General features: G+C 70.4%; 18 protein-coding genes. 6 read left to right on the forward strand and 12 right to left on the reverse strand.

The window, feature by feature from the left end:
* Nucleotides 1–8: 8 nt before the first annotated feature.
* The 3 genes from P5G46_RS06620 to P5G46_RS06630 form a co-directional block, all read right to left on the reverse strand.
* Entirely contained in the window at nt 9–1,580 is a 1,572-nt protein-coding gene (locus tag P5G46_RS06620) for a xylulokinase (RefSeq protein ID WP_408905250.1), read from the reverse strand.
* Nucleotides 1,577–2,293: an L-ribulose-5-phosphate 4-epimerase gene (locus P5G46_RS06625; protein ID WP_375095256.1), complete on the reverse strand. Its 717-nt coding sequence runs from the start codon at nt 2,291–2,293 to the stop codon at nt 1,577–1,579. Before P5G46_RS06625 ends, P5G46_RS06620 begins: the two co-directional genes overlap by 4 nt.
* Before the next feature lie 718 nt (nt 2,294–3,011).
* Nucleotides 3,012–3,980 carry a LacI family DNA-binding transcriptional regulator gene (locus tag P5G46_RS06630; RefSeq protein WP_408905251.1) on the reverse strand — a complete coding sequence of 323 codons (969 nt, stop codon included), beginning with the start codon at nt 3,978–3,980 and terminating at the stop codon, nt 3,012–3,014.
* A 136-nt stretch (nt 3,981–4,116) separates the two neighbouring features.
* On the opposite strand from P5G46_RS06630, the gene P5G46_RS06635 reads away from it, so the two are divergent.
* Nucleotides 4,117–5,139: a 6-phosphofructokinase gene (locus P5G46_RS06635; protein WP_408905252.1), complete on the forward strand. Its 1,023-nt coding sequence runs from the start codon at nt 4,117–4,119 to the stop codon at nt 5,137–5,139.
* Nucleotides 5,140–5,243: 104 nt separating this feature from the next.
* Here P5G46_RS06635 and P5G46_RS06640 read toward each other — a convergent pair whose 3' ends face one another.
* Together P5G46_RS06640 and P5G46_RS06645 are read right to left on the reverse strand one after the other, a co-directional pair.
* A complete protein-coding gene (locus P5G46_RS06640) occupies nt 5,244–6,614 on the reverse strand; it encodes a 2-oxo acid dehydrogenase subunit E2 (protein ID WP_408905253.1) in 1,371 nt (456 codons plus the stop codon).
* Between the two features lie 24 nt (nt 6,615–6,638).
* On the reverse strand, nt 6,639–8,813 hold the full coding sequence (locus P5G46_RS06645; protein ID WP_239276853.1) for an alpha-ketoacid dehydrogenase subunit alpha/beta: 2,175 nt from the start codon (nt 8,811–8,813) through the stop codon (nt 6,639–6,641).
* 223 nt (nt 8,814–9,036) lie between these two features.
* Between P5G46_RS06645 and P5G46_RS06650 the strand changes: the two genes are divergently transcribed.
* On the forward strand, nt 9,037–9,774 hold the full coding sequence (locus P5G46_RS06650) for a GntR family transcriptional regulator (RefSeq protein ID WP_239276854.1): 738 nt from the start codon (nt 9,037–9,039) through the stop codon (nt 9,772–9,774).
* Nucleotides 9,775–9,822: 48 nt separating this feature from the next.
* On the opposite strand, the gene P5G46_RS06655 is transcribed toward P5G46_RS06650, so the two are convergent.
* From P5G46_RS06655 to P5G46_RS06680, 6 genes are all read right to left on the reverse strand, one after another.
* Nucleotides 9,823–10,596, reverse strand: a complete 774-nt coding sequence (locus P5G46_RS06655; RefSeq protein WP_239276855.1) for an HAD-IA family hydrolase — start codon at nt 10,594–10,596, stop codon at nt 9,823–9,825.
* Nucleotides 10,593–11,465: a class II fructose-bisphosphate aldolase gene (locus P5G46_RS06660; RefSeq protein ID WP_408905254.1), complete on the reverse strand. Its 873-nt coding sequence runs from the start codon at nt 11,463–11,465 to the stop codon at nt 10,593–10,595. The genes P5G46_RS06655 and P5G46_RS06660 overlap by 4 nt, the downstream gene beginning before the upstream one ends.
* Before the next feature lie 77 nt (nt 11,466–11,542).
* Nucleotides 11,543–12,916, reverse strand: a complete 1,374-nt coding sequence (locus P5G46_RS06665; RefSeq protein WP_408905255.1) for an iron-containing alcohol dehydrogenase — start codon at nt 12,914–12,916, stop codon at nt 11,543–11,545.
* A 40-nt stretch (nt 12,917–12,956) separates the two neighbouring features.
* Nucleotides 12,957–13,781, reverse strand: a complete 825-nt coding sequence (locus P5G46_RS06670; protein WP_239276858.1) for an HAD-IIA family hydrolase — start codon at nt 13,779–13,781, stop codon at nt 12,957–12,959.
* On the reverse strand, nt 13,778–15,271 hold the full coding sequence (locus P5G46_RS06675; protein WP_239276859.1) for an FGGY family carbohydrate kinase: 1,494 nt from the start codon (nt 15,269–15,271) through the stop codon (nt 13,778–13,780). Before P5G46_RS06675 ends, P5G46_RS06670 begins: the two co-directional genes overlap by 4 nt.
* Nucleotides 15,272–15,369: 98 nt before the next feature.
* Entirely contained in the window at nt 15,370–16,869 is a 1,500-nt protein-coding gene (locus tag P5G46_RS06680) for an FGGY family carbohydrate kinase (protein WP_408905256.1), read from the reverse strand.
* Nucleotides 16,870–17,074: 205 nt separating this feature from the next.
* Between P5G46_RS06680 and P5G46_RS06685 the strand changes: the two genes are divergently transcribed.
* The 3 genes from P5G46_RS06685 to P5G46_RS06695 are packed head-to-tail and all read left to right on the forward strand — an operon-like array spanning nt 17,075 to nt 20,141.
* Nucleotides 17,075–18,019, forward strand: coding sequence for a DUF7973 family transport facilitator (locus P5G46_RS06685; protein WP_239276861.1), 945 nt, complete (start codon nt 17,075–17,077; stop codon nt 18,017–18,019).
* A 4-nt stretch (nt 18,020–18,023) separates the two neighbouring features.
* Nucleotides 18,024–18,854, forward strand: a complete 831-nt coding sequence (locus P5G46_RS06690) for an HAD family hydrolase (protein ID WP_408905257.1) — start codon at nt 18,024–18,026, stop codon at nt 18,852–18,854.
* A gap of 9 nt (nt 18,855–18,863) precedes the next feature.
* Nucleotides 18,864–20,141 carry a RuBisCO large subunit C-terminal-like domain-containing protein gene (locus P5G46_RS06695; RefSeq protein WP_408905258.1) on the forward strand — a complete coding sequence of 426 codons (1,278 nt, stop codon included), beginning with the start codon at nt 18,864–18,866 and terminating at the stop codon, nt 20,139–20,141.
* 57 nt (nt 20,142–20,198) lie between these two features.
* Here P5G46_RS06695 and P5G46_RS06700 read toward each other — a convergent pair whose 3' ends face one another.
* The gene (locus P5G46_RS06700; RefSeq protein WP_408905259.1) at nt 20,199–20,966 is read right to left on the reverse strand and encodes a triose-phosphate isomerase family protein; all 768 of its coding nucleotides are present in this window, start codon (nt 20,964–20,966) and stop codon (nt 20,199–20,201) included.
* A 116-nt stretch (nt 20,967–21,082) separates the two neighbouring features.
* Here P5G46_RS06700 and P5G46_RS06705 point away from each other — a divergent pair, with 116 nt between their 5' ends.
* On the forward strand, nt 21,083–22,759 hold the full coding sequence (locus tag P5G46_RS06705; RefSeq protein ID WP_408905260.1) for a glycerol-3-phosphate dehydrogenase/oxidase: 1,677 nt from the start codon (nt 21,083–21,085) through the stop codon (nt 22,757–22,759).
* Nucleotides 22,760–22,839 lie beyond the last annotated feature (80 nt).

The raw sequence follows: 22,839 nt of genomic DNA on the forward strand, positions 1-22,839 counted from the left end.
TGTCGTTCTCAAAGGGATGCCACGGCGGCCGCCTCGACGGCGAGCCCGGCGCGGTAACGGTCGAGGTAGGCCGAGAAGCCGGCGACGTCCGCCGGTTCGGGCTCGGCGGTGACGATGGGCGCGTCGGCGAAGACGGCCTCGCGCAGGTAGGTGTCGAGGTCGCGGCCCGCGCCGTCGGCGGCGTAAGCGGCGAGCACGGCCATGCCCCACGCCCCGCCCTCGGACGCGGTCTCGGCGACCGCGACGGGGGCGTCGAGGGCCGCCGCGAGGAAGCGCTGCGCGACCCCCGCGGTGCGGAACATGCCGCCGTGCGCGTACATCTTGTCGAGGCCGACGCCCTCGCCGTGGAGGACGGCCATGCCGAGCGCGAGCGTCCCGAAGACGCCGTACAGCTGTGCGCGCATGAAGTTCGGCAGCGTCAAGCGGCTGTCGGGAGTGCGGACGACGAGCGGGCGTCCCTCGTCGAGACCGGCGATCGGCTCACCGGCGAGGTGGTTGTAGGCCAGCAGTCCGCCGGCGTCGGCCTCGCCCTCCAGCGCCGCGGCGAAGAGCGCCGCGTAGGTGGCATCCGGAGTCTGGGGCACGCCCGCGGCGGCGGCGAACGCGCCGAACATGTTCGCCCACGCCGCCAGCTCGCTCGCGCCGTTGTTGCAGTGCACCATCGCCACCGCGTCGCCGGACGGGGTCGTGACCAGGTCGAGCTCGTGGTGCACCTCGGCCAGCGGCCGCTCGAGCACGACCATCGCGAAGATGCTCGTGCCGGCACTGACGTTGCCCGTGCGCGGCGCGACGGCGCACGTCGCGACCATGCCCGTGCCCGCGTCGCCCTCGGGCGGGGCAAACGGGATGCCGGGCTGCAGCGCCCCGCTCGGATCGAGCAGCGCGGCGCCCGCCGCCGTCAGTTCCCCCGCAGCAGCGCCCGCCACGAGCACCTCGGGCAGCAGGTCGCCGAGCGCGGGCACGCGTCCCGCGGCGAGGCCGTCGTACCGCTCCACGAGTTCGGCGTCGTAGTCACGGGTGGCGGAGTCGATCGGGAACATGCCCGAGGCGTCGCCGACGCCCAGGACCTTCTCGCCCGTCAGCTGCCAGTGCACGTAGCCGGCGAGCGTGGTGAGGAAGCGGATCTCGGGCACATGGGGCTCGGCATCCACGACCGCCTGGTGCAGGTGCGCGATCGACCAGCGCAGCGGAATGTTCACGCACAGCAGGTCGGTCAGCTCGGCGGCGGCGACACCGGTGTTGGTGTTGCGCCACGTGCGGAAGGGGGCGAGGAGCTCTCCCTCGGCGTCGAAGGCGAGGTAGCCGTGCATCATCGCCGACACACCCATCGCGGCGTACCGCTCGGGGATGACACCGTACTTGTGCTGTGCGTCAGCGACGAGGCCGGCGTAGGCGGCGCGGAGCCCCGACCACACGGCATCCAGGGAGTACGTCCACAGCTTGTCGGCGTAGACGTTCTCCCACTCGTGCGAACCCGTGGCGAGCACCTCGGCGTCGGGTCCGATGAGGCACGCCTTGATGCGGGTGGAGCCGAGCTCGATGCCGAGCGAGGCCCGGCCTTCGGTGATGTGCGCGTTCATCGACGGTCGTCCGTGCTCTGTCCGTAGACGTTCTGGTAGCGGTTGTAGAGGGCGTCGATCTTGTCCTGCGGGATCGGGATGAGGGGTCCGGCCTCGCGCGCGATGTGCACGGTGCGGGCGACGTCTTCGAGCATGACGGCGGCCTTCACGGCATCCTTCGCGCTCGTCCCGATCGTGAAGGGACCGTGGTTCTGCATGATCACGCCGCGCGAGCGGTGTCCGCGCAGGGTCTCGACGATGCCGCGGCCGATCGAGTCGTCGCCGATGATCGCGAAGGGGCCGACGGGGATGGGGCCGCCGAACTCGTCGGCCATGGCGGTGATGACGCACGGGATCTCTTCGCCGCGGGCCGCCCACGCGACGCCGTAGGTGGAGTGGGTGTGCACGACGCCGCCGACCTCCGGCATGTTCCGGTACACGTACGCGTGCGCGGCGGTGTCGCTGGAGGGGCTGCGCTCGCTCCCGGGCGTGCCGGGGATGGCGTTGCCGTCGAGATCGCACAGGATCATGTTCTCGGGGGCCAGATCGTCGTACGAGACGCCCGAGGGCTTGATGACGAACAGATCGGCGCCCGGGACGCGGCCCGAGACGTTGCCGCCGGTCCAGACGATGAGGTTGTAGCGCACGAGCTCGGCGTGCAGTTTCGCGACGTCGGCGCGGATTGCGTCGATCGCCTCCTGCACCTCGGGCGCGAACGTGGCGGCATCGGACACGCGGGGTCTCCTTCGACGTTAGGGCCGGGTGGCGTGTCTATGTTACCGGTAACATCGCCGGTTTCGCGACCCTCGGATGCGGTCACTTCGCGCCCCGGCCTCCGTGGCGCCCCGCTCTGCCCCGGCATCCGCGCCGCCCCGCCAGGCCTCGCCAGCTTCGCCCCAGCACTCCCGGCGGCCCAGGCCCCGACCACACGGCATCCCGGCCGTCCAGCCCCGCGAGCCGGCGTGCATGGATGGCACGGCATCCGGCATCCCGGCCGTCCAGCTCCGCGAGCCGGCGGGCACATCTCCGGCAAAACCCGAACTTCGGATGCCAACCGCGCCCGCACCCGCGCGCAACGCCGGAGTTCTGCCCGCCGAGCCGCCGCACGCCGGCGCGCATCGCTGCGCCTCATCCGCCTGTCGTGGGGCGTGTCCCACTATGTGCGGAACTGAGGACCTGATGTCGCACAGAGTGGGACATGGACGGCGTGGCATCCGGCACCCCCGCAGCACGGCTCCGCGAGCCGGCGCGCACAACTCCGGCGAAACCGAACCCCGGATGCCGACCGCGTCCGCACCCGCGCGCAACGCCGGAGTTCTGCCGACCGAGGCGCCGCCGCGCCCGCACCCGCACGCAACGCCGGAGTTCTGCCGACCGAGGCGCCGCCGCGGCCACGCCGTCGACGCCGGCCGAGCCACCACCGCGGCCACGCCGTCGACGCCCGCCGAGCCGCTACCGCGCGCGCGCCGTAGAGGCGCGCGGAACCAGCACCGGGTCGGCCGGGGCGGCGGCGGCCTCGCCGAGCACCGCCGCAACCGCCTCGGCGGCCTCGCCGTCGACGTCGAGTCGCACCGTCGTGAGTGCGGGCGTGTAGAAGGCGGCATCCGGATTGTCGTCGAAGCCCGCGACGGAGACGTCCTGCGGTACCGTCAGCCCGCGCGCGGCGAGCGCGGCCATGAGCCCCAACGCCATCTGGTCGTTGGCGACCGCGACGGCCGTGGCGCCCGCGCGCACGTGCGCTGCGACGGCGTCGGCGGCCGCCGCGCCCGATGATGCACTCCAGTCCCCGTCGATCCGACCGACGCACGCGAGCCCTCGGCGCGCGACGGCATCGGCGACGCCGGACGCGCGCGCCAGCGCTTCGCGCCAGTCCGAGGGTCCGGCGACCTCGACGATGCGGCGGTGGCCGAGGTCGGCGAGATGCTCGACGACGAGGGCCGCCGCGGAGCGCTGGCGGATGCCCGACTCGCCGTAGAGCGGCACGAGCGGAACGCCGTGTCCCTCGAGCGGGGTCGTGCTGTGCGCGGCGACGAGAACGACCCCGTCGACGCCCTGTGCGAGCAGGTGCCGGACCGCGGCGTCGATATCGGCGGGGTCGTCCGAGCTGGTGTAGGCGGTCGAGATCCACCGCCCCCGAGCCCGCGCCGCTCGCTCGAGGGCCGCGATGCCCGCCGACGGTCCGTGCAGGGCGGCATCGGATGCCACGACGCCGACCGTGCGCGTGAGGCTCGTGCCCAGCGCGCGAGCGGCGTTGTTCAGGCGGTAGTCGAGCGCGGCGACCGCGTCGAGGACGCGCTCGCGCGTGGCATCCCGGATGCCGGGGTACCCGTTCAGCACTCGGGAGACCGTCTGGGTCGAGACGCCGGCGGCGTCGGCGACCTCGCGCATACCGATGCGCTTTCCCCCGCCGTCGCCGCTCATGGTCCCTCACAGTAGCGGCGACATGACACCCGCCTGACGGCTATACTTGTATATACAACAGCCTTTGCGGTCGATGTCGACCGCGGAGAGGAGCGACCGTGAGCGCGACGACCCCACCCGTCCCCGAGGAGCAGCCGTGCGCATCGGCATCCTGACCAGCGGCGGCGACTGCCCCGGCCTGAATGCCGTGATCCGCGGCGCCGTGCTGCGCGGTTTCGCCGCCGGAGACCACACCTTCGTCGGTTTCCGCGACGGCTGGCGCGGAGCCACCACCGGCGAGCACCTCGTCCTCGACCGCGAACGGATCCGCGGCATCGCGAAGCAGGGCGGCACGATCCTGGGATCGAGCCGCTTCAACCCGTTCGACAACGGCGGCGTGGAGCGCGTGCGTGCGAATTTCGCCGATCTCGGCGTCGACGCCCTCATCGCGATCGGCGGCGAAGGCACCCTCGCCGCGGCGCAGCGACTCGGAGAGGGCGGCATCCACGTCCTGGGCGTTCCGAAGACCATCGACAACGACCTCAACGGGACGGATTACACCTTCGGCTTCGACACCGCCGTGCAGATCGCCACGGATGCCATGGACCGTCTGCGCACCACCGGAGATTCGCACGGCCGCTGCATGGTGGCCGAGGTCATGGGCCGACACGCGGGGTGGATCGCTCTGCACTCCGGCATGGCCGCCGGCGCGCACGCGATCCTCATCCCCGAGCGCCGCACGACGATGGACGAGATCGCGACCTGGGTCACCGATGCCCGGGCGCGCGGGAAGGCCCCGCTCGTCGTCGTCGCCGAGGGTTTCATCCCCGACCAGGCCGACGACCCGCACTCCGAGCGCGGGTTGGATGCCTTCGGACGCCCGCGCCTCGGCGGAATCGGGGAACGCCTCGCGCCGCAGATCGAGGCCCTCACGGGCATCGAGACACGTGCGACGACCTTGGGTCACATCCAGCGCGGAGGAATCCCGTCGGCGTTCGACCGTGTCCTCGCCACCCGCATGGGCATGGCCGCGACCGAGGCGGTGCTGCGTGGGGAGCGCGACCGCATGGTGTCGCTGCGCGGCACCGACCTGACCACCGTCCCCTTCGCCGACGCCCTCGACGAGCTGAAGACCGTCCCCGCCGAGCGCTACGCCGAGGCCGAGATCCTCTTCGGCTGACCCCGCACGCTCCCACGCGCGGTCCCGCCAGCCGGACCTGGACGGATGGGCGGATGCCGAGGGCCCCGGACCGTGATCGGTCCGGGGCCCTCGCGATTCCTGCGTCAGAGCAGGATGGTCAGCGGCGACTCGATGAGGGCGGCCAGACGGTCCAGCCAGCGCGCGGCGATCGCGCCGTCCACGGGCCGGTGGTCCACCGACAGGGTCACCGTGACGACGGTCGCCGCCTCCAGCTCTCCGCCCGCACCCACGACCGGGCGCGCTGTCGCGGCACCGATCGCGAGGATCGCGGCCTGAGGCGGATTGATGATCGCGGCGAACTCGTCGACGCCGAACATGCCGAGGTTCGAGATCGACAGCGTCCCGCCCTCGAGTTCGGACTGCTGGAGCCGACCCTCGTTGGCGCGGGCCACGGCATCCTTGATGCTGCTCGAGAGCACCGTGAGCGACATCGACTCGACCGAGCGGAAGGTGGGCGTGACCAGGCCGCGCTCGCTGGCCACCGCGACCGAGACATCGGCGGTGTCGTAGCCGACGACAGCGTCGTCGGTCCAGATCACGTTCATCTCGGGCACGTCCACGAGCGCACGCGCCGCCGCCTTGACGAAGAAGTCGTTCACCGAGACGCGCACGGTCGCCTGCGCGTTGATCTGCGCGCGCAGCGCCAGGAGGGCGTCGACGCGCAGATGCCGCGTGAGGTAGAAGTGCGGGGCGGTGCGCTTGCTCTCCTGCAGGCGGTTCGCGATCAGTCGACGCAGCTTCGTGTGCGGCGTCGCCGTCCCTCCGGCGGGCGCCGCGACCGGCGCCGCGGGGGCCGTCGTGGTGCCGGCCGCCGGGGTCGCGGGCGACGATGCGGCGGGCGCGTCGGCCGCAGGGGCGGGCGCTGCGGCGGCCGCCTCGACGTCGGCACGCACGATGCGGCCGCGAGGGCCGGACCCGGTCACGGTGGCCAGGTCGACGCCCTTGTCGGCGGCGACCCGACGCGCGAGCGGGCTGGCGAAGATGCGCCCGCCGGTGTCGTTCGTCGCGGCCGACACCTCCTCGGTCACCAGCTCGGGCGCGGCATCGGCGGGGGGCGAGGCCGGAGCGGCCATGTCCTCCGCGGCGAGGGCGGCCGGCGGCGCCGAAGCCGAGCCGCTCGACGCCGCCGGGTCTGGGGCCGCGTCCTCGGACGCGGAAAGGGATGCCGCTCCGCCGAGCTGGGCGAGCAGCTCCTCCGCCTCGGCGGGGTCCTCGCCGGGGGCGATGAGGACGGCGATCGGGTCGCCGACGGGAACCATGGAACCGGATTCCGCCACGAGGGCGTAGATGACGGCATCCTCGTCGATCTCGATGTCGACGACCGCTTTCTCGGTCTCGACCGAGGCGACGGTGTCGCCGGCCGAGACGGAATCACCCTTTTCGACGGTCCAGAACTCCAGCGCCGCGGCGTCGGAGTCGGCGGAGACGCCGGGCATGCGCAGGTAACGAGCCATGTCAGTTGTCCTCTCTCGCCCGGCTCAGACGATCGCCGTCAGCGCGGCGACGATGTCGTCGGTGGTGGCCAGGGCCGCCGCCTCGAGCACTTTCGAGATGCTCGGAGACGACTCCGACCCGGTGACCCGCTCCACGGGAGCGTCCAACCAATCGAAGTACCGGCGTTGGATCTCGTCGGCGAGCCAGCCGCCGTACGACGTGCCCTCCGAGCCCTGCTCGACGATGAGGACCCGATTGGTCTTGCGGATCGACTCGCCGATGGTGTCCCAGTCCACGCTGGCCTTGTCGAGCCAGCGCAGGTCGATGACCTCGCCGTCGACGCCGGCTTTCTCGACCGCCTCGACGGCCCGGTGCACCATGGACAGGTAGCTGATGACGGTGACCTGGGTGCCCTCCCGACGGACGGCGGCCTTGCCGAACGGCAGGCAGTAGTCGAGGTCCTTCGGGGCCTCCCCCATCGACTTGTAGAGGTCGGCGTCGTGTTCGAGGACCGCGACGGGGTCCTTCAACCGCATCGCGGTGTTGAGGAGGCCTACGTAGTCCAGCGGCGATGAGGGCGCGATGATGCGCCACCCGACCGAGGTCGCGAGAATCCCGGCGGGGTCCATCGAGTGCTGCGAACCGTAACCGGTGTTGGTGCCGATCTTGATCCGCAGCAGCAACGGCATGTCGTGGTCGCCGCCGAACATGTGCCGCGCCTTGCCGATCTGGTTGAAGAGCTGATCGGCGGCCACCCACAGAAAGTCGGCGTACATGAGCTCGACGACCGGGTAGTAGCGCCCGTCGAGCGCGAGTCCTCCCCCGAAACCGGTGAAGGCGTTCTCGCTGATGGGCGTGCCGAGGGTGCGGTCGGGGAAGTCGTCAGCCAGGCCCTTCGTCGCTCCGCGCGACCCGCCGTTGAGGCGGTGCACGTCCTCACCGAGGACGACGATCGAGGGGTCTTGCTCCATACGGCGATGCATCACCTCGGCGATGACATCGACGAACTTCTTCTCCTCCAGCTCGTCGGGCCCGAAGTCGGCGTTGTCCTTGACGGCGACGTCGGTGATCTCGGGGATCTCGCCCCGGATGCCGAGGTTGATCGTGTCGGTCGACGGCCACAGCTCGGCGCGCAGCCGCAGCTGACCGGGCTTGCCGTCGGGATCCGCCTCGACGACGGTCGAACCGACTTCCTGCATGATCTTCTTCGCGCGGGTGCGCACCGCCTGCGCCTCGTCCGCGCTCAGGATGCCGCGGCGCACGATGTGGGACTCGACCAGGGCGATCGGGTCGCGATCACGCCACCCCTTCTCCTCGTCCTTGGTGCGGTATCCGAAAGCCGAACCGGGGAACGGTCCGTTCTGGTGGAAGAAGCGGTACGTGTCGGCCTCGACGATCGTCGGTCCTCCCCCGGCCCGCATGAGTTCGACGGCCTGCTGCATCGCGAGGTAGACGGCAAGGGTGTCCTGCCCGTCGACGCGCCAGCTGGGGATGCCGAACCCGAGTCCGCGGCCGGACAGGCGCGCTTCGCCGGTGGCTTCGGCGACGGTCGTCGACACGGCGTACTGATTGTTCTCGATGAAGAAGCACGTCGGCGTCTTCCACGCCGAGGCGAGGTTGAAGCTCTCGAGCACCGAGCCGATGTTGACCGCACCGTCGCCGAAGAACGTCACCGCGACGTTGTCGGTGCCCGCGTGCTGATCGGCCCACCCGAAGCCGACGGCGAACGGAACGGCTCCCCCGACGATGGCGTTGGTGCCCATCGCCCCGGCCTCGGTCCACTGCAGGTGCATCGAACCTCCGCGACCCTTGCAGTAGCCATCGCGCAGACCCGCGATCTCGGAGAGCGCGCGGTAGAGCACCTCGCGCACCTCGGGCGAGAAGTCGGCGGTGGCGTCGAACCCGTTCGGCTGGACGTGACCGAAGGCCTTGGCGAGGAACTGGTGGTGGCCGCGGTGCGACCCGTTGACCTGGTCGGCGCTGACCAGCGGCAGCGCCGAGCCGACGGCGCCGCCCTCCTGCCCGATCGAGGAGTGGGCGGGACCGTTGATGAGCTTCTGTCCCGCGAGCTCGAGTACGTACTCCTCGAAGGCGCGGATGAGGTGCAGCTGCACCAGCATGGTCTGCAGGAGCACCGGGTCAGCGGCATCCCAGTCGGCCTCGGTCGTTCGGAGTTCGACCCACGGTGCCGCGGGCTCCAGCGTGATGGTCTGAGCCATGATCCTCATCCTCGATGAATCCTCCGGCGCGCAGTGGCCGGACCGACGTCGGGCCGACACGGTCAGATAGGCTTCAGCGAAGCCGAGCGGACGTCGTCGTACCCGTTGTAAAAATACAATACAAGTATATACAAGGTTAGACGAGTTTGTCCTGTTCGGCGACGACGATGATCGGCGACGCGCGAGCTGCGATGTCGCGACCGCCGCACGGAAGGGGCACCGGATGACCGAGAAGCTGGATCGCGACTCTGCAACACCGCTCTACATCCAACTCGCCGACGTGATCCGCGACAAGATCCAGCGCGGCGAATGGGTACCGGACCAGAAGATCCCGTCCGAGAACGAGCTCAACCAGATCTACGGCATCAGCCGCATGACCGCCCGCCAGGTGCTCGCCCGGCTCGTCGATGAGGGACTGCTCTTCCGCGTCCAGGGCAAGGGCACGTTCGTGTCCCGGCGCAAGATCAGCACGCGCTCTCCGTCCTACCAGGGCATCCGCGAGCAGCTGGAGCAGCAGGGCTACGCCACCGAGACCGAGGTCCTCACCAGCACCCTGGTGGATGCCGACGCCCGCGTGGCATCCGCCCTCTCGCTGCCCGAGGGGACCCAGGTCTACAACGTGCGCCGCCTCCGCCGCGTCGAGGGTCACCCCATCAGCCTGCACGAGTCGTTCGTGCCCCGGGCCCTCGCCCCCGAGATGCTCGATCGCGACCTCGCCCACGAGCAGCTGTGCACGGTGCTGGATCGCGACTTCGGTCTGCGGATGGCCGGGGTCACCGAGACCCTCGAGACGACCACCGCCTCCCCCGCGGTGGCCAAGCTGTTCGGCACGCGGGCGGGCACGCCCCTGCTTCTGCTGGAGCAGCGCATCGCCGCACCCGACGGCACGCCGTTCGAGTTCAGCCGCATCAGCTTCCGCGGCGACATGATCCGCCTCGAGTTCCATTACGACCTCACCTGAGATCGCACGCACGACGGCCCCGCCGAAGCGGGGCCGTCGTGCGTGTGATCAGGCGCGCGCCGCGAGAATCCTCTCCAGTCCCTCGACGCCGATCACGCCGCGGTCGTCGCGCACGTCGAGCCCCGAGCGGACCGTCGCCGGCGTGCGGGCATCCCCGACGACGTCGACGATGACCGCCGCCGCCGGGAAGTCGTCGTCGGCGGTGAAGTGACTGACCGTCACGATGTGGGCCATCCCCGCGGCAGCGGCCGCGGCGGCACCGGATTGCGAGTCCTCGATGACCACGATCTCCTCGGGCGAGCGGCCGAGCGACTCCGCCGCCAGCAGATAGATGTCGGGCGCCGGCTTCTTGGCCGGGACGACGTCGCCGGCGAACACCCCGGCCATACGCCCGCGCAGCTCGGACCCCACCACGGAGGCGAGCACGGCCTCGACGCTCTTCTCGGCGGAGGTCGACGCACAGGCGACCTGCCAACCGGCATCCAACGCCTCCCGGACGATGCGGGCGATTCCCGGCCGCCCGGGGAGAGCGCCGCTTTCGACCAGTTCGACGTAGATCTCGGACTTGCGTTTGTGCGCGCGGACGATCAGCGCGTCGACCTCTTCGGCAGTGCCGAGACCGATCTCGGGATGCTGGGCGAGGTAGGCGCGCATGCGCTCTTTGCCGCCACCGATGCGCAAGAGCGGGCCGTACTCGTCGGCGCTCCACCGGAACGGCATCCCCAGCTCCTCGAAGGTGCGGTTGAAGGCGACCAGGTGGCCGTCCAACTCGGTGTCGGCGAGGACGCCATCGCAATCGAGGATGAGGGCGCGACCGCTCATGCGGACACCTCCTGACGCGAACCCGAACGGAACAGGGCGATGTGCTCGGTCACGACGTCCTCGACCGCGGCCCCGATCTGGTCGAAGAGCCGCACCGGCTCCCACTTGCCGGTGCGCTCGGCCTCGGCGAGGTGGTCACGCGCGGAGTACATGTACGCCAGCTTCAGCGCGGTGGAGATGTTGATCTTGGACACGCCGGCATCGATGAAGCGCGCGAACTCCTCCCCCGAGAGCCCCGTCCCGCCGTGCAGCACGATCGGGATGTCGGTCAGCGCGGCGAGCGCGGCGACGCGGTCGAACAGCAGCACGGGCGAGGCCTTGTAGAGCCCGTGGGCCGTTCCGAGGGCGGGGGCGATGAGATCCGTGCCGGTCTCCTCGGCGACCGCGACGAGCTGCTCATCGGGGTAGAAGTGCACGTTCGGGTCGTCCGAGCCGACGCCGTCCTCGACACCGACGATGTTCTCGATCTCGCTCTCGACGTCGACACCGGCCGCGTGAGCCTCCGCCGTCACCTCGGCCGTCTCCGTCCGAGCGACGTCGAAAGGACGGTCGGAGGCGTCGAACAGCACCGACGACCAGCCGTGGGCGATCGTCTCGGTGATCACGGCGCGGTCCGGGCAATGGTCGAGGTGAAGGGCGACGGGGACATCGGCGGCGTCGGCGGCCGCGCGTGCGAGGCCCGCCAGCACCTCGGCTCCGAAGTACTTCACCGTCTTGACCGAGGTCTGCAGGATGATGGGCGACCCGGCGCGGTCGGCCGCACGGACGACAGCGGCGATCGAGATGCCGTCGACGATGTTCACCGCGGGGATCGCGTACCCGTTCGCGCGCGCCTCGCGGGCGAGCAGCTTCGTGCTGGCGAAAGTCATTGGGGGTTCCCTCCTCTGGATCGGAGCGGCTCTGCTGCGATCAGTTTAACAGTACAAGTATAGCCAACCCTATACAACTAGACCCCTCCGTGGCCGCCGCCGGCGCGCTCGGCCCGGGCGAACACACGATCGAACAGGTCGTCGTTCCAGCGGCCGGCGAGGACGAGCAGATCGGCGAGCGACATCCGATCCCGCATGAAAGGCAGCGCCTCGAGCGCCCAGCGCGCCCGATCCGCCGACACCGCGGGGCGCAGCTGGGCGAACGTCGTCGGCGCGCCCCACGCCCGCAGAGCCGCCACCGGAAGCGCGGGGTCGGCGGCGAGCGCACGCAGCGTCGACACGTGCTCGCGGCGACGGTGGAAGAAGTCCTCGATCATGGGCGCGGCGGCCACCCATCGGCGCATCTTCGTCTCGACAGCGCGCCAGCACTCGTCCCCCAGCGCTCCGGAGGAGTCGACGGGATGCCAGACCGCCCGCACCCGCTCTTCCAGGCCGAGCGGCACGACGAGGTCGTCCGGACCGACGTCGAACACGCGTTCTTCGGTCAGCGCCACGTCCCACAGCGCCGCCGAAAGGACGCTGGCGACGCCCACCTGCGCACCGTGCAGGTCGTGCTCACCACCCTCCGCGAGCGCGGCCATGTCCAGGACATGGCTGACGAGGTGTTCGACACCCGACAGCGGCGCCGTGCTGCCCGCCTCGCCGATGACGAGACCACCGACGGTGAGCACATCCACGAGGGCGGCGAGCCGCTCGTCCGCGGCGAGCGACGTGTCCGCCAACCGCGGGGCGAGGTCGCGCACGGGGTCGACGAACCGGCTGTCGTACGCGCCCGGATCCATGCCGAGCGCGCAGGCCAGGTACCAATCGGCCGGGGACGACCAGATCGCCACGGCGTCGCCCACGCCCGCTCGCGTGAGATCCATCGGCGCTCCCGCGACGACATCGTGATCGACCACGAGGGCGTCGGGCCATCGGCTGGGGACCGTCCGCTTGGCTCCGCTGCGCACGAGCACCGACAGGGGGTCGGCGAACCCGTTCACGCTCGCGGCCGTCTGCACGGACACGAGCGGGACCCGCAGCGTCGCCGACACGACTTTGCCGAGGTCGCTCACCGTTCCCGAGCCGACGGTGACGATGATCGCGCCTCCCGCGACCGCGGCCGTCACCTCGTCCACCGTCGCCTCGTCGAGAGTGACGCCGTGCGGGCCGGCGGGCACGGGAACCGCGCGCCGAGGCCGCCCTGAGGGAAGAGCGGCGCTGACCAGGGCGTCCAGGGGGGCGCCGGAGACGAGCTTGGGGGTGTCATCGGAGACGAGGACGATGTCCCCGACGGGGGCGAGCTCGTCGACGAGGGAGGCGAGGTGCCGCAACGCGCCGGGTTCGGCGATGAGGCGCATCGCCCCGCCGGAGGACGTGCGGGCCAGGTCGATCGTCGATACGGAGGTCATGGGGGATCCTTTCCCGCGTCGCGCGCGCGACGCGGAGACGTCAGCGGAGGGCGAGGTCGACGTCCAGGAGGTCGTCGATGCGGTCGAGCACGAAATCGGGGCGCTGCTCCTCCGGCGCCGCCGCCAAGAGGCCGCGGTCGGTCTCTCCGGTCAGCACGAGGGCCGAACGCATTCCGGTGTTCTTGGCGAAGAGCATGTCGGTGGCCAGCCGATCGCCCACCATCACCGAGGTCGCGGGATCCAGACCGGTCTCGGCGGCGATGATCTCCAGCAGATCCTTCGACGGCTTGCCGAAGACGGCCTCGCATTCGATCTGGGTTCCCGCGGTGATCGCGGCCGTGATGCAGGCGGCATCCGGTTCTCCACGCCCGCCGGGGAAGGGGCAGAACCGGTCGGGGTTCGTCGTCACCAGCCGAGCGCGCCGATGGAACCACAGCGCGTCGAAGGCGATCTGCAGCTTGCGGTACTCGAACGTGCGGTCGTACGACGACACGACCAGGTCGATACGCTCCGGGTCGTCGCTCATGTGGATACCCGCCTCAGCCAGCGCCTCGACCAGCGGCATCTCGCCGATCGGGAACACGGCCGCGTGAGGCATGGTGCGACGGATCCACGACACCGTCGCGGCGAGGCTCGTGTAGACCTCGGGCACCGCCGTCGGAAGTCCCAGCCGCGTGAGTTTGTCGGCGTAGTCCTCGGGACGCTTCGTGGGGTTGTTGCTGCAGAAGATGACGCGCTTGCCGCGCGCGCGCAGCCCCTCGATGAGACGTTGCGCCCCGGGCAGGAGCGCTTCGCCGAGGTAGATCGTGCCGTCCAGGTCGAAGACGTAGGACTCGAAGTCCGGGATCTGTGCGGGGCGGTTCATGCCACGGCCGCCGTCCAGCCACGGGTCAGATCGCGCGCCGCACGCCACCCCGCGTAGAGCTCGTCCGCGCGACCGGCGTCGATCTGCGGCTCGAAGACGCGGTCGACGACGTACTTCGACCGCACTTCCGCCAGATCTCGGTACACCCCGGTGGAGAGGCCGGCCAGCATCATGGCACCGAAGATGGTGGCCTCGGAATTCTTCGGCCGGACGACGGGAATGCCGAGCACATCGGCCTGCAGCTGGCACAGGAGGTCGTTCTTGACGGCCCCTCCGTCCACCCGCAGCTCGGGGATCTCGAAATGCGAGCCCGTGACGGCGGCATCCACCAGATCCCGTGTCTGGAACACCATCGACTCCACGGCGGCGCGGATGATGTGCAGACGGTTGGTCGCATTGGACATCCCGACGATCACGGCCCGCGCGGTGGGGTCCCACGTGGGCGCTGCCAGACCCGTGAAGGCCGGGACGAGATACACGCCTTCCGTCCCGGCGACCTGACCGGCGTACCACTCGCTGTCGGGAGCGGCGTGGATGAGCTGGAGGTCGTCGCGCAGCCACTGCATCGTCTTGCCCATCGCGTACACGACGCCCTCGGTCTCGTACATCACCTCGCCGCGGATGTTCCACGCCGCGCTGGGGGTCAGCCCCTCGGGACGGAAAGGGGTCGCGCCGTTGTTGATGTTGAGGACGCCGGCGGTGCCGTAGGTCATCTTCACCTGGCCCTGCGCGTGCGCCGCCTGGCCGAACAGGCCGGCCTGCTGGTCTCCGAGATCGGAGGCGATCGGCACAGGCGCGCCGAACGTGGCCTCGATGGTGCCGAAGTGCGCATCGGAGGGAACGATGCGGGCGAGCATGTGCCGCGGAATCCTCATCCCGCGCAGCAGATCGTCGTCCCAGTCGCAGGTCTCAAGGTTCATCATCATCGTCTGCGACGCGTTCGAGGGCTCGGTGACGAAGGACTCACGACCGGTGAGGTTCCAGATCAGCCACGTGTCGACGGTGCCGGCCAGCAACTCGCCCCGCTCGGCGCGTTCCTGCGCCCCGGGCACGTGATCGAGGATCCACCGGATCTTGGATGCCGCGTAGAAGGCGTCCGGGACGAGGCCGGTGCGCTCCTTGATCAGTTCGCCGAGACCCGAGTCCACCCACTGCTGGACAACGCCGTCGGAGTGGCGGGAGGCCCACACGATGAGGTTGAAGATGGGACGCCCGGTCTCCTTCTCCCACACCATCGCCGACTCGCGCTGGTTCGTCAGGCCGACCGCGGTGAGCTGATCGGGGGTGATTCCCGCCTGGCTCATCGCCTCGCGCATGACGTCGAGCTGCGTGTGGAGGATCTGCATCGGGTCGTGCTCGAGCCAGCCGGGGCGCGGGGAGATCTGGGTGAGCTCGGACTGCCCGAATCCGAGCACGGTGGCGTCCTCGTCGATGACGAACGCCCGAGCGCTCGTCGTTCCCTCGTCGATACCGAGGATGTACTGGGTCACAATGTCGCCCTTCGTCTGGCGGTGGCGGAGCCCGCGCGGCGTTCCGCGGGCAGGGCGGAGCACCGGTGCGCTGCGCGCACCGGTGCCCCGGAGGGGGATCAGGCGACCTGGACCTTCTTGGTCCACCCCTTGGTCAGCTCGCGGGCGGCGGTCCAACCCGCGTAGCGCGCGTCGGCCTCGTCCCGGCTCATCTGCGGCTCGAACACGCGGTCAACCACCCACTTGGACTCGAGCTCTTCGAGGCTGGAGTACACGCCCGTGGTCAGACCCGCCAGCAGCATGGCGCCGAAGATCGTCGCCTCGGCGTTCTTGGGCCGGATGACGGGCACGCCGAGCATGTCGGCCTGCAGCTGGCACAGCAGGTTGTTCTTCACCGCACCGCCGTCCACCCGCAGTTCGGGGATCGACAGGTCCGAGCCCGCGAGAGCGGCCTCGACGACGTCGCGGGTCTGGAACACCATCGATTCCACGGCCGCGCGGATGATGTGCAGCCGGTTGGTGGAGTTGCTCATGCCGATGAGTGCGGCACGCGCGTACGGATCCCACGTGGGGGCGGCGAGGCCGGTGAAGGCCGGGATCAGGTAGACGCCCTGCGTGTCAGGCACCTGCCCCGCGTACCACTCGCTGTCGGGGGCGGCGTGGATCAGCTGCATGTCGTCGCGCAGCCACTGCATGGTCTTGCCCATGGCGAACAGGACGCCCTCGACCTCGTACGCCGTGGTTCCTTGCACACCCCACGCCAGGCTCGGGGTGAGGCCCTCGATACGGCGCGGCGTGCTGCCGCAGTTGATGTTGAGCACGCCCGCGGTGCCGTAGGTCATCTTGACCTGACCCGGGGTGAACGCGGCCTGACCGAAGAGACCGGCCTGTTGATCGCCGAGGTCGGACCCGATGACGACGGGCGCGCCGAAGGTCGGCTCGATGGTGCCGAAGTTCGAGTCGGACGGGACGATCTCGGCGAGCATGCCGACCGGAATGTTGTAGTGCCCGAGCAGCTCCTCGTCCCACTGCAGGGTCTCGAGGTTCATCATCATGGTGCGCGACGCGTTGGAGTAGTCCGTCTTGAACGACTTCCGCCCCGTGAGGTTCCAGATGAGCCACGTGTCGACGGTCCCGGCGAGCAGCTCGCCGCGCTCGGCCCGCCCCTGCGCTCCCGGCACCTGGTCGAGGATCCACCGGATCTTGGATGCCGTGTAGTAGGCGTCGGGGATGAGGCCGGTGCGCTCCTGGATGAGGTCGCCGATGCCGGCATCCACCCAACCCTGGACGATGTCGACGGAGTGGCGTGAAGCCCAGACAATGGCGTTGTAGATCGGGCGGCCGGTCTCCTTGTCCCACACGATGCCGGTCTCTCGCTGGTTGGTCAGGCCCACGCCGGCCAGCTGATCGGGCGTGATGCCGGCGTCACGCAGCGCGGCGCGGATGACCTCGAGCTGTGTGTTCAGGATCTGCATCGGGTCATGCTCGATCCAGCCCGGCCGCGGGTAGATCTGCGTCAGTTCGGCCTGACCGAAGCCGACGACGGTGGTGTCCTCGTCGATGACGAAGGCACGCGCGCTCGTGGTTCCTTCGTCGATTCCCAGCAGGTATTTGACCATGGGTACTCCCACTTCATCGTGTTGGAGGTGAATGCGTCGTCGGGCACGGGCGTCCGACGGCACGCTGAGGTTATTCGGATAGAACTTGTATAGTCAAGTATTGCCCTGTTAGTCGCAGATCTCTACTCTGTGATCCGGTCGGTAGCGCCCGACCGAAGGTTATCCCTATCCGCGCACACAACGACGTGAAGCCAAGGACACACACATGGACATCGATCTCTTCTCGATCCTCGCCGCCGCCGCCGGCGGCTTCTTCGGCGCCGCCATCGGCGCCCTGCAGGCGTTCATCTTCACCGGGGTCATGGTGCTCGTCGGGCTCGTGAGCCTGATCGCCGATCCCTCCTCGCCGATCCTCGGATCGGTCGCCTTCGGACCGGCGTTCGGTCCGCACATCTCCTTCGCCGGTGGCGTCGCGGCCGCGGCGTACGCGGCTCGCAAGCACGATCTCCAGGGGAAGGACATCGTCACGCCCCTGGCGAAGTTCGCCCAGCCCGACGTCCTGCTCGTGGGCGCCCTGTTCGGCGTCTTCGGCTACTTCCTCCAGAAGCTCGTCGCGCTCATCCCGTGGTTCGGGGCGAACACGGACTCCGTAGCCGTCACGGTCCTCGTGTCGGCGCTCGTCGCCCGGATCGTCTTCGGACGCAAGGGCGTCTTCGCTCGCAACTCCTCCGGCGCCAGCGGCTGGGCCGCGTACTCGCCGTCGGACGAGGGCCGGTGGATCGAAGGACAGGAACGCTTCGTGCCCAACACCGTCCTCGGCGTCTTCGTCGGCGGGCTCGGCGCCTTCGTCGCCATCACGATCGCGCAGTCGCTTCCCGCGATCGCCGGGAGTGCCGCAACGTTCATGTTCGCCGTCTCCGCCGTCTCGCTGATCTTCCTCACCATCGGCATCCCGGTTCCCGTGACACACCACATCACCCTGCCCGCCGGCGTCGCCGCCGTCACCTTCCTCCCGATCGTCGGCGGACAGGCGTGGGCGGCCATGCTCATCGGCATCGCGGCCGGTGTGCTCGGCGCCTGGATCGCCGAGGTCTTCGCCCGGCTGTGGCTCGCACACGGCGACACCCACATCGACCCGCCGGCCGCGGCGATCTGGCCCGTGACCACCCTCGTCCTGGGCGCGGCCGCGCTCTTCCCGGCGGTGAGCTGACCCGATGGGCCACGAGACCGGGACCCCGCAGGACGTCCACGCCGTCGCCCTCGACGTCGACGGAACCATCGCCGGCGCCGACCACGCGGTGAGCGCGCGCACGATGGCCGCGATCGCCGCCGTGCACGCCGCGGGGCTCCCGGTCTTCCTTCTCACCGGCCGATCGCGCCGCAGCGTCCTGCGCCTGGCGCGTGAGCTGGGGTTGCGCAACCGCGTAGCCGCAGCCAACGGTTCGGTCGCCTTCGACCCCGTGGCCGACGTCGACACGCGCGTCGCGCCGATGTCGGCCGCAGACGTCACCGCCGCGGTCGGGCTTCACCGCTCCACGGGACTGGCCCTGACGTGGTGGGAACGCGACACCATCTGGGTGGATGCCGACGGCCCCGCGGCCGACGAGCTGATCGCGCTCGGAGAGTCGCCCGAAGCGATCCGCGTCGGCGACCCCGACGGCATCCGCCCGGACACGACCCTCAAGATGATGCTGCACGGGACACCGGAGGCCCTCGACGCCGCCGCGCACGAGGTGCGCACCGCTCTCCCGGACGCGGCCCGGTCGATGGACACGTTCTGGGAATTCGTCGCACCGGACGCCCACAAGTGGGCCGCGTTGCAGCATCTGCTCGCGGGGGAGATCGACCCCGCACACGTCCTCGGCATCGGCGACGGGGGCAACGACGTGCCCTGGCTGAGTCGCATCGGCCACCCGGTCGCGATGGCGAACGCCCGCGACGAAGTCAAAGCACTCACCCGACGCCATACCCTCCACCACGCGGACGACGGCGCCGCCGTCGTCCTGGAAGAGCTCGCCGCCGAGCTGGACCGAGCCCGACACTGAAGGAACCCCATGCCCACTCCCCTCGACCTGTTCGCCCTCCCCGAGACCGTGCGCGACAGCGACCACATCGTGGCGACCTACGTGCTCGAACTCCCGGCCGACGCCGACGCTCTCGTCCGCGCCACCCGCTTCGCAGTGGGTCAGACCATCGGGACGTGGCTGCCGGTTCCCGGGATCACCGACGACATGCGCGCCCGGCACGAGGCTCGCGTGCTGAGCGTGTACAGCCTTCCCCCCTCCGACACCACACGCATCGACGATCCCGCGCGGATCGGCTACGTCCTGCGCATCGCCGTCCCCACGATCAATTTCGGCGCCTCGCTGCCGATGCTGCTGACGACCGTGCTCGGCAACGACTCCTCGACGTCGGTGGAGGCCAAGCTCGTCGACCTCGAAATGCCCGAGTCCTTCACGCGTTCGTTCTCCGGACCGGCCTTCGGCGTCGAGGGCCTGCGCCGACTGACCGGCGTCCACGACCGGCCGCTTCTGCTCAACATGCTGAAGCCGTGCGCGGGCATGCCGCCCGCTGTCGCCCGGGACGTGTTCTTCGAGACCGCCCTCGGGGGCATCGACCTCATCAAGGACGACGAGCTCACGGCCGACCCCGAGTACTCGCCCGTCGTGGAGCGCGTGCGCCTTTTCACTCGAGCCGCACGGCAAGCCGCGCAGGAGACCGGCATCGAGACGATCTACATCCCCAACGTCAGCGATCGACCGGATCGCATGATCGACACCGCCCGCCGCGCCGTGGACGCCGGTGCCCGCGCCGTCATGGCGACCTACGCCACGGTGGGGTACGGGTCGCTCGAGGCCCTGGCCGAGGCCGTCGACGTTCCCGTCCTCGCGCACTTCGCGGGCGCGGCCCCCTACTTCGAAGGACCGTCGACGGGCATGAGCGCTCCCCTGGCCATGGGCCTGTTGCCGCGCCTCGCCGGCGCGGACCTCGCCCTGGTCAGCACCCCCTACGGCGGTGCGACGATCCGCTCGCTGCCCTATCAGCGCACCGTGCACCAGCTGCTCCTCCCCCGGCCCGGCATCGCGCCGACGATGCCCGTCATCGGTGGCGGCGTGCACCCCGGCACGGTCGCCCGCTACGTCGCCGACCTCGGCGTCGACATCGTGCTCGGTGCCGGAGGCGCCGTCCAGGGTCACCCCGGGGGCGCCGCGGCCGGCGTCCGAGCGATGCGTCAAGCGATCGACGCCGCCGTCGCGGGGGTCCCGGTCGAGGAGGCCGCGGCGGACACAGACGAACTCCGGGTCGCGATCGACGCGTGGGGCGTCATCTGACCCGGAGTTCCCTCGACGGCGGCCCGGACGCCACGCACCCGGGCCGCCGTTCGGCATTCACGTGGATCGCACCTCGGCGATCGTGGCGAGAAAGCCCGCGGCATCCACTCCCGCGCGGCCGAGGAAGACTCCGTCCGGGATGCCGCTGGGCGCACCGGCCGCACGGCCGGCCGCGGCGATCGCCGCGTACGTCCCGGGGCCGGCACTGCCGCCGTAGACCACCCGCACCGGGCCGCGGCGATCGGCGAGGAGTTCTCGGAGCCGGGCGACGACACCCACCACGTGGGCCGGTGGGGCGGGTTCGGCAGCACCGATCGCCCACGTGGGCTCGTAAGCGACCACTACGGGCGCGTCTGCGGCGATCTCGCCGAATGCCGCGTCCAGCTGCGGCCGGATGATGCGCTCGGGGTCGGCACCGCGTTCGGGCTCGCCCACGATCAGGACGGGGGCGATGCCCGCGCCCGCTGCGGCGCGCGCCTTGGCCCCGAACACCTCGGGGGTTTCGCCGAAGTACCGCACGCGCTCGGGGTGCCCGATCATCGCCAGCCGCGCGCCGAGTCCCGCCAGCAGCTCCGCGTTGTCTTCTCCGGTGAAGGCCCCGACGGGGTGCGCCGACACGTCCTGGGTGCCGACGACGACGCCGAGCGGCGCGAGCATCTCGACGCCCCGGGCCAGGAGGGCGGCGGGCAGACAGACGAAGACACCCTCCCCCTGCTCAGGAGTGCGCTTCAGACCGTCGACGAGGGCGTCGAGCCAGCGCTCAGCGGTATCGGCGGTGAGGTAGCTCTTCGGGCTGCATCCGACCATGGTCGCGGGCAGGGACATCAGACCTCCTGTCGTTCGGATCGGCATCCTCGCTCGAACCGAAGTTGTGTACTCTTGTATATACATCTTAGGTGCACCGGCACCGCCCATGTCCCCGTCAATGGAGAACGAGACATATGACCAGCTTCTCTCGCGCCGATGCCGCGCAGCTGACCGGCCGGACGTTCGACGTCCTCGTCGTGGGGGGAGGCATCAACGGTGTCGCGATCGCCCGCGAAGCCGCCACCCGCGGACTCTCCGTCGCCCTGATCGAACGCGGCGATCTCGCCGTGGGCACGTCGTCGTGGAACAGCCGCCTCATCCACGGCGGGCTCCGCTACCTCGAGCACGGCGAGATCCCGCTCGTCTACGAGTCGCTCCACGACCGCGAATGCCTGTTCCGTATCGCACCGCACCTGGTCACGCCGCTCCCCTTCGTCGTGCCCCTGTACGGACACAACCACCTCCCGGGCTGGATGTTCCGCATCGGACTGCTCATGTACGACGTGCTGTCGCTGCGCAAGTCCGTGCCCGCACACCGCTACCTCGGCCGCAAGGCCATCGACACCGAGCTGCCCGGGCTCGAGAAGGACCGCCTGTCCGGCGCGGTGCGGTACTACGACGGGCAGGTCACATACCCCGAGCGCCTGGTGATCGAGACCGCCCTGTCGGCCGCCGACTCCGGCGCCGTCATCGGCACCTACATCGAGGCATCCGACGTCCTGCGCGACGGCGCGCGCGTCGTCGGCGTCGCCGCGCGCGACGTTCTCACCGACGAGACGTTCGAGATCCGAGCCGGCGCGGTCGTCAACGCCGCCGGCCCCTGGGTCGATGAGATCGGACAGAAGCTGGGGATGCCACGACAGATCGGCGGCACGACGGGCACGCACTTCGTCGTAAACGCCTTCCCGGGCGCTCCCGACGCGTGCATCTACTTCGAAGCCCGATCGGACAATCGTGCGATTCTCGTCATCCCGTGGAACGGCCGCTACCTCATCGGCACCACCGACGACCGCTTCGACGGGGACCCGGGGGCGGTGCGCGGAACAGACGAGGAGGTGGCCTATCTCCTCGCCGAGACGAATCTGCTGATCCCCAGCGCGCACCTCACCGCTGACGACGTGCTCTACACCTACACGGGAGTGCGCCCCCTCCCCTATCGGCCGGGAGTCAAGGCCGGCAACATCCCGCGCAGCCACCTGATCCTCACGCACGACGACGCCCCCGGTCTCGTCACGATCGTCGGCGGCAAGCTGACCCCGCACCTCAGCCTCGGACAGCAGACCATCGACAAGATCGCTCGGAAGCTCGGGCGCCGCCTGACCCCCTCCCGGACGGCGCGGATGCCGCTTCCCGGCGCACTCTCTGCGCGCTGGGCGGGAGCCGCGGCGGCGCGTCAGAGCCTGCTCGCAACCCTCCCCTTCGAACCCGCGCTCGCGGAGCGCCTCGTCGATGTGTACGGCGCGGGGGCAGCGGCGATTCGCGACCTCGCGGCGACCGACCCCGGGGAAGCAGAGGTGTTCGGCCACGGCCGGGGCGCCGTTGTCGCGGCGGAGGTGACCCATGCAATCCGCGCAGAGGGCGCCGCCACCCTCGTCGACATCCTGCACCGGCGCACACTCGTCGGTCTCGAGCCGGCGCTGGGCACCGACGTCGAGCGCGCCGTGGCCGAACGCGCCGCGCGCGAATTGGGGTGGGATGCCGCGCGGGTGGCGGCCGAGATCGCCGCCCACCGCTCCTACGTCGAGCGTCTGCAGGGCGGGGTCTCCCGTCCGCGCACGGTCGCCCCCGCCACCGCGAACACGAAGGGCTGAGCGCATGCCTCATTACGATCTGGTCATTCTTGGTGCGGGTCCCGGCGGGTACGTCGCGGCCGTGCGCGGCGCGCAGCTGG

The organism is Microbacterium mcarthurae, assembly GCF_046064585.1.
Classification (GTDB): domain Bacteria; phylum Actinomycetota; class Actinomycetes; order Actinomycetales; family Microbacteriaceae; genus Microbacterium; species Microbacterium mcarthurae.

What these genes read in the sequence shown, in the direction of transcription:
- P5G46_RS06620 (WP_408905250.1), bottom strand. Translation starts at nt 1,580, where the DNA reads ATGAACGCGCACATCACCGAAGGCCGGGCCTCGCTCGGCATCGAGCTC.
- P5G46_RS06630 (WP_408905251.1), bottom strand. Translation starts at nt 3,980, where the DNA reads ATGAGCGGCGACGGCGGGGGAAAGCGCATCGGTATGCGCGAGGTCGCC.
- P5G46_RS06640 (WP_408905253.1), bottom strand. Translation starts at nt 6,614, where the DNA reads ATGGCTCGTTACCTGCGCATGCCCGGCGTCTCCGCCGACTCCGACGCC.
- P5G46_RS06645 (WP_239276853.1), bottom strand. Translation starts at nt 8,813, where the DNA reads ATGGCTCAGACCATCACGCTGGAGCCCGCGGCACCGTGGGTCGAACTC.
- P5G46_RS06650 (WP_239276854.1), top strand. Translation starts at nt 9,037, where the DNA reads ATGACCGAGAAGCTGGATCGCGACTCTGCAACACCGCTCTACATCCAA.
- P5G46_RS06655 (WP_239276855.1), bottom strand. Translation starts at nt 10,596, where the DNA reads ATGAGCGGTCGCGCCCTCATCCTCGATTGCGATGGCGTCCTCGCCGAC.
- P5G46_RS06660 (WP_408905254.1), bottom strand. Translation starts at nt 11,465, where the DNA reads ATGACTTTCGCCAGCACGAAGCTGCTCGCCCGCGAGGCGCGCGCGAAC.
- P5G46_RS06665 (WP_408905255.1), bottom strand. Translation starts at nt 12,916, where the DNA reads ATGACCTCCGTATCGACGATCGACCTGGCCCGCACGTCCTCCGGCGGG.
- P5G46_RS06670 (WP_239276858.1), bottom strand. Translation starts at nt 13,781, where the DNA reads ATGAACCGCCCCGCACAGATCCCGGACTTCGAGTCCTACGTCTTCGAC.
- P5G46_RS06680 (WP_408905256.1), bottom strand. Translation starts at nt 16,869, where the DNA reads ATGGTCAAATACCTGCTGGGAATCGACGAAGGAACCACGAGCGCGCGT.
- P5G46_RS06685 (WP_239276861.1), top strand. Translation starts at nt 17,075, where the DNA reads ATGGACATCGATCTCTTCTCGATCCTCGCCGCCGCCGCCGGCGGCTTC.
- P5G46_RS06690 (WP_408905257.1), top strand. Translation starts at nt 18,024, where the DNA reads ATGGGCCACGAGACCGGGACCCCGCAGGACGTCCACGCCGTCGCCCTC.
- P5G46_RS06695 (WP_408905258.1), top strand. Translation starts at nt 18,864, where the DNA reads ATGCCCACTCCCCTCGACCTGTTCGCCCTCCCCGAGACCGTGCGCGAC.
- P5G46_RS06700 (WP_408905259.1), bottom strand. Translation starts at nt 20,966, where the DNA reads ATGTCCCTGCCCGCGACCATGGTCGGATGCAGCCCGAAGAGCTACCTC.
- P5G46_RS06705 (WP_408905260.1), top strand. Translation starts at nt 21,083, where the DNA reads ATGACCAGCTTCTCTCGCGCCGATGCCGCGCAGCTGACCGGCCGGACG.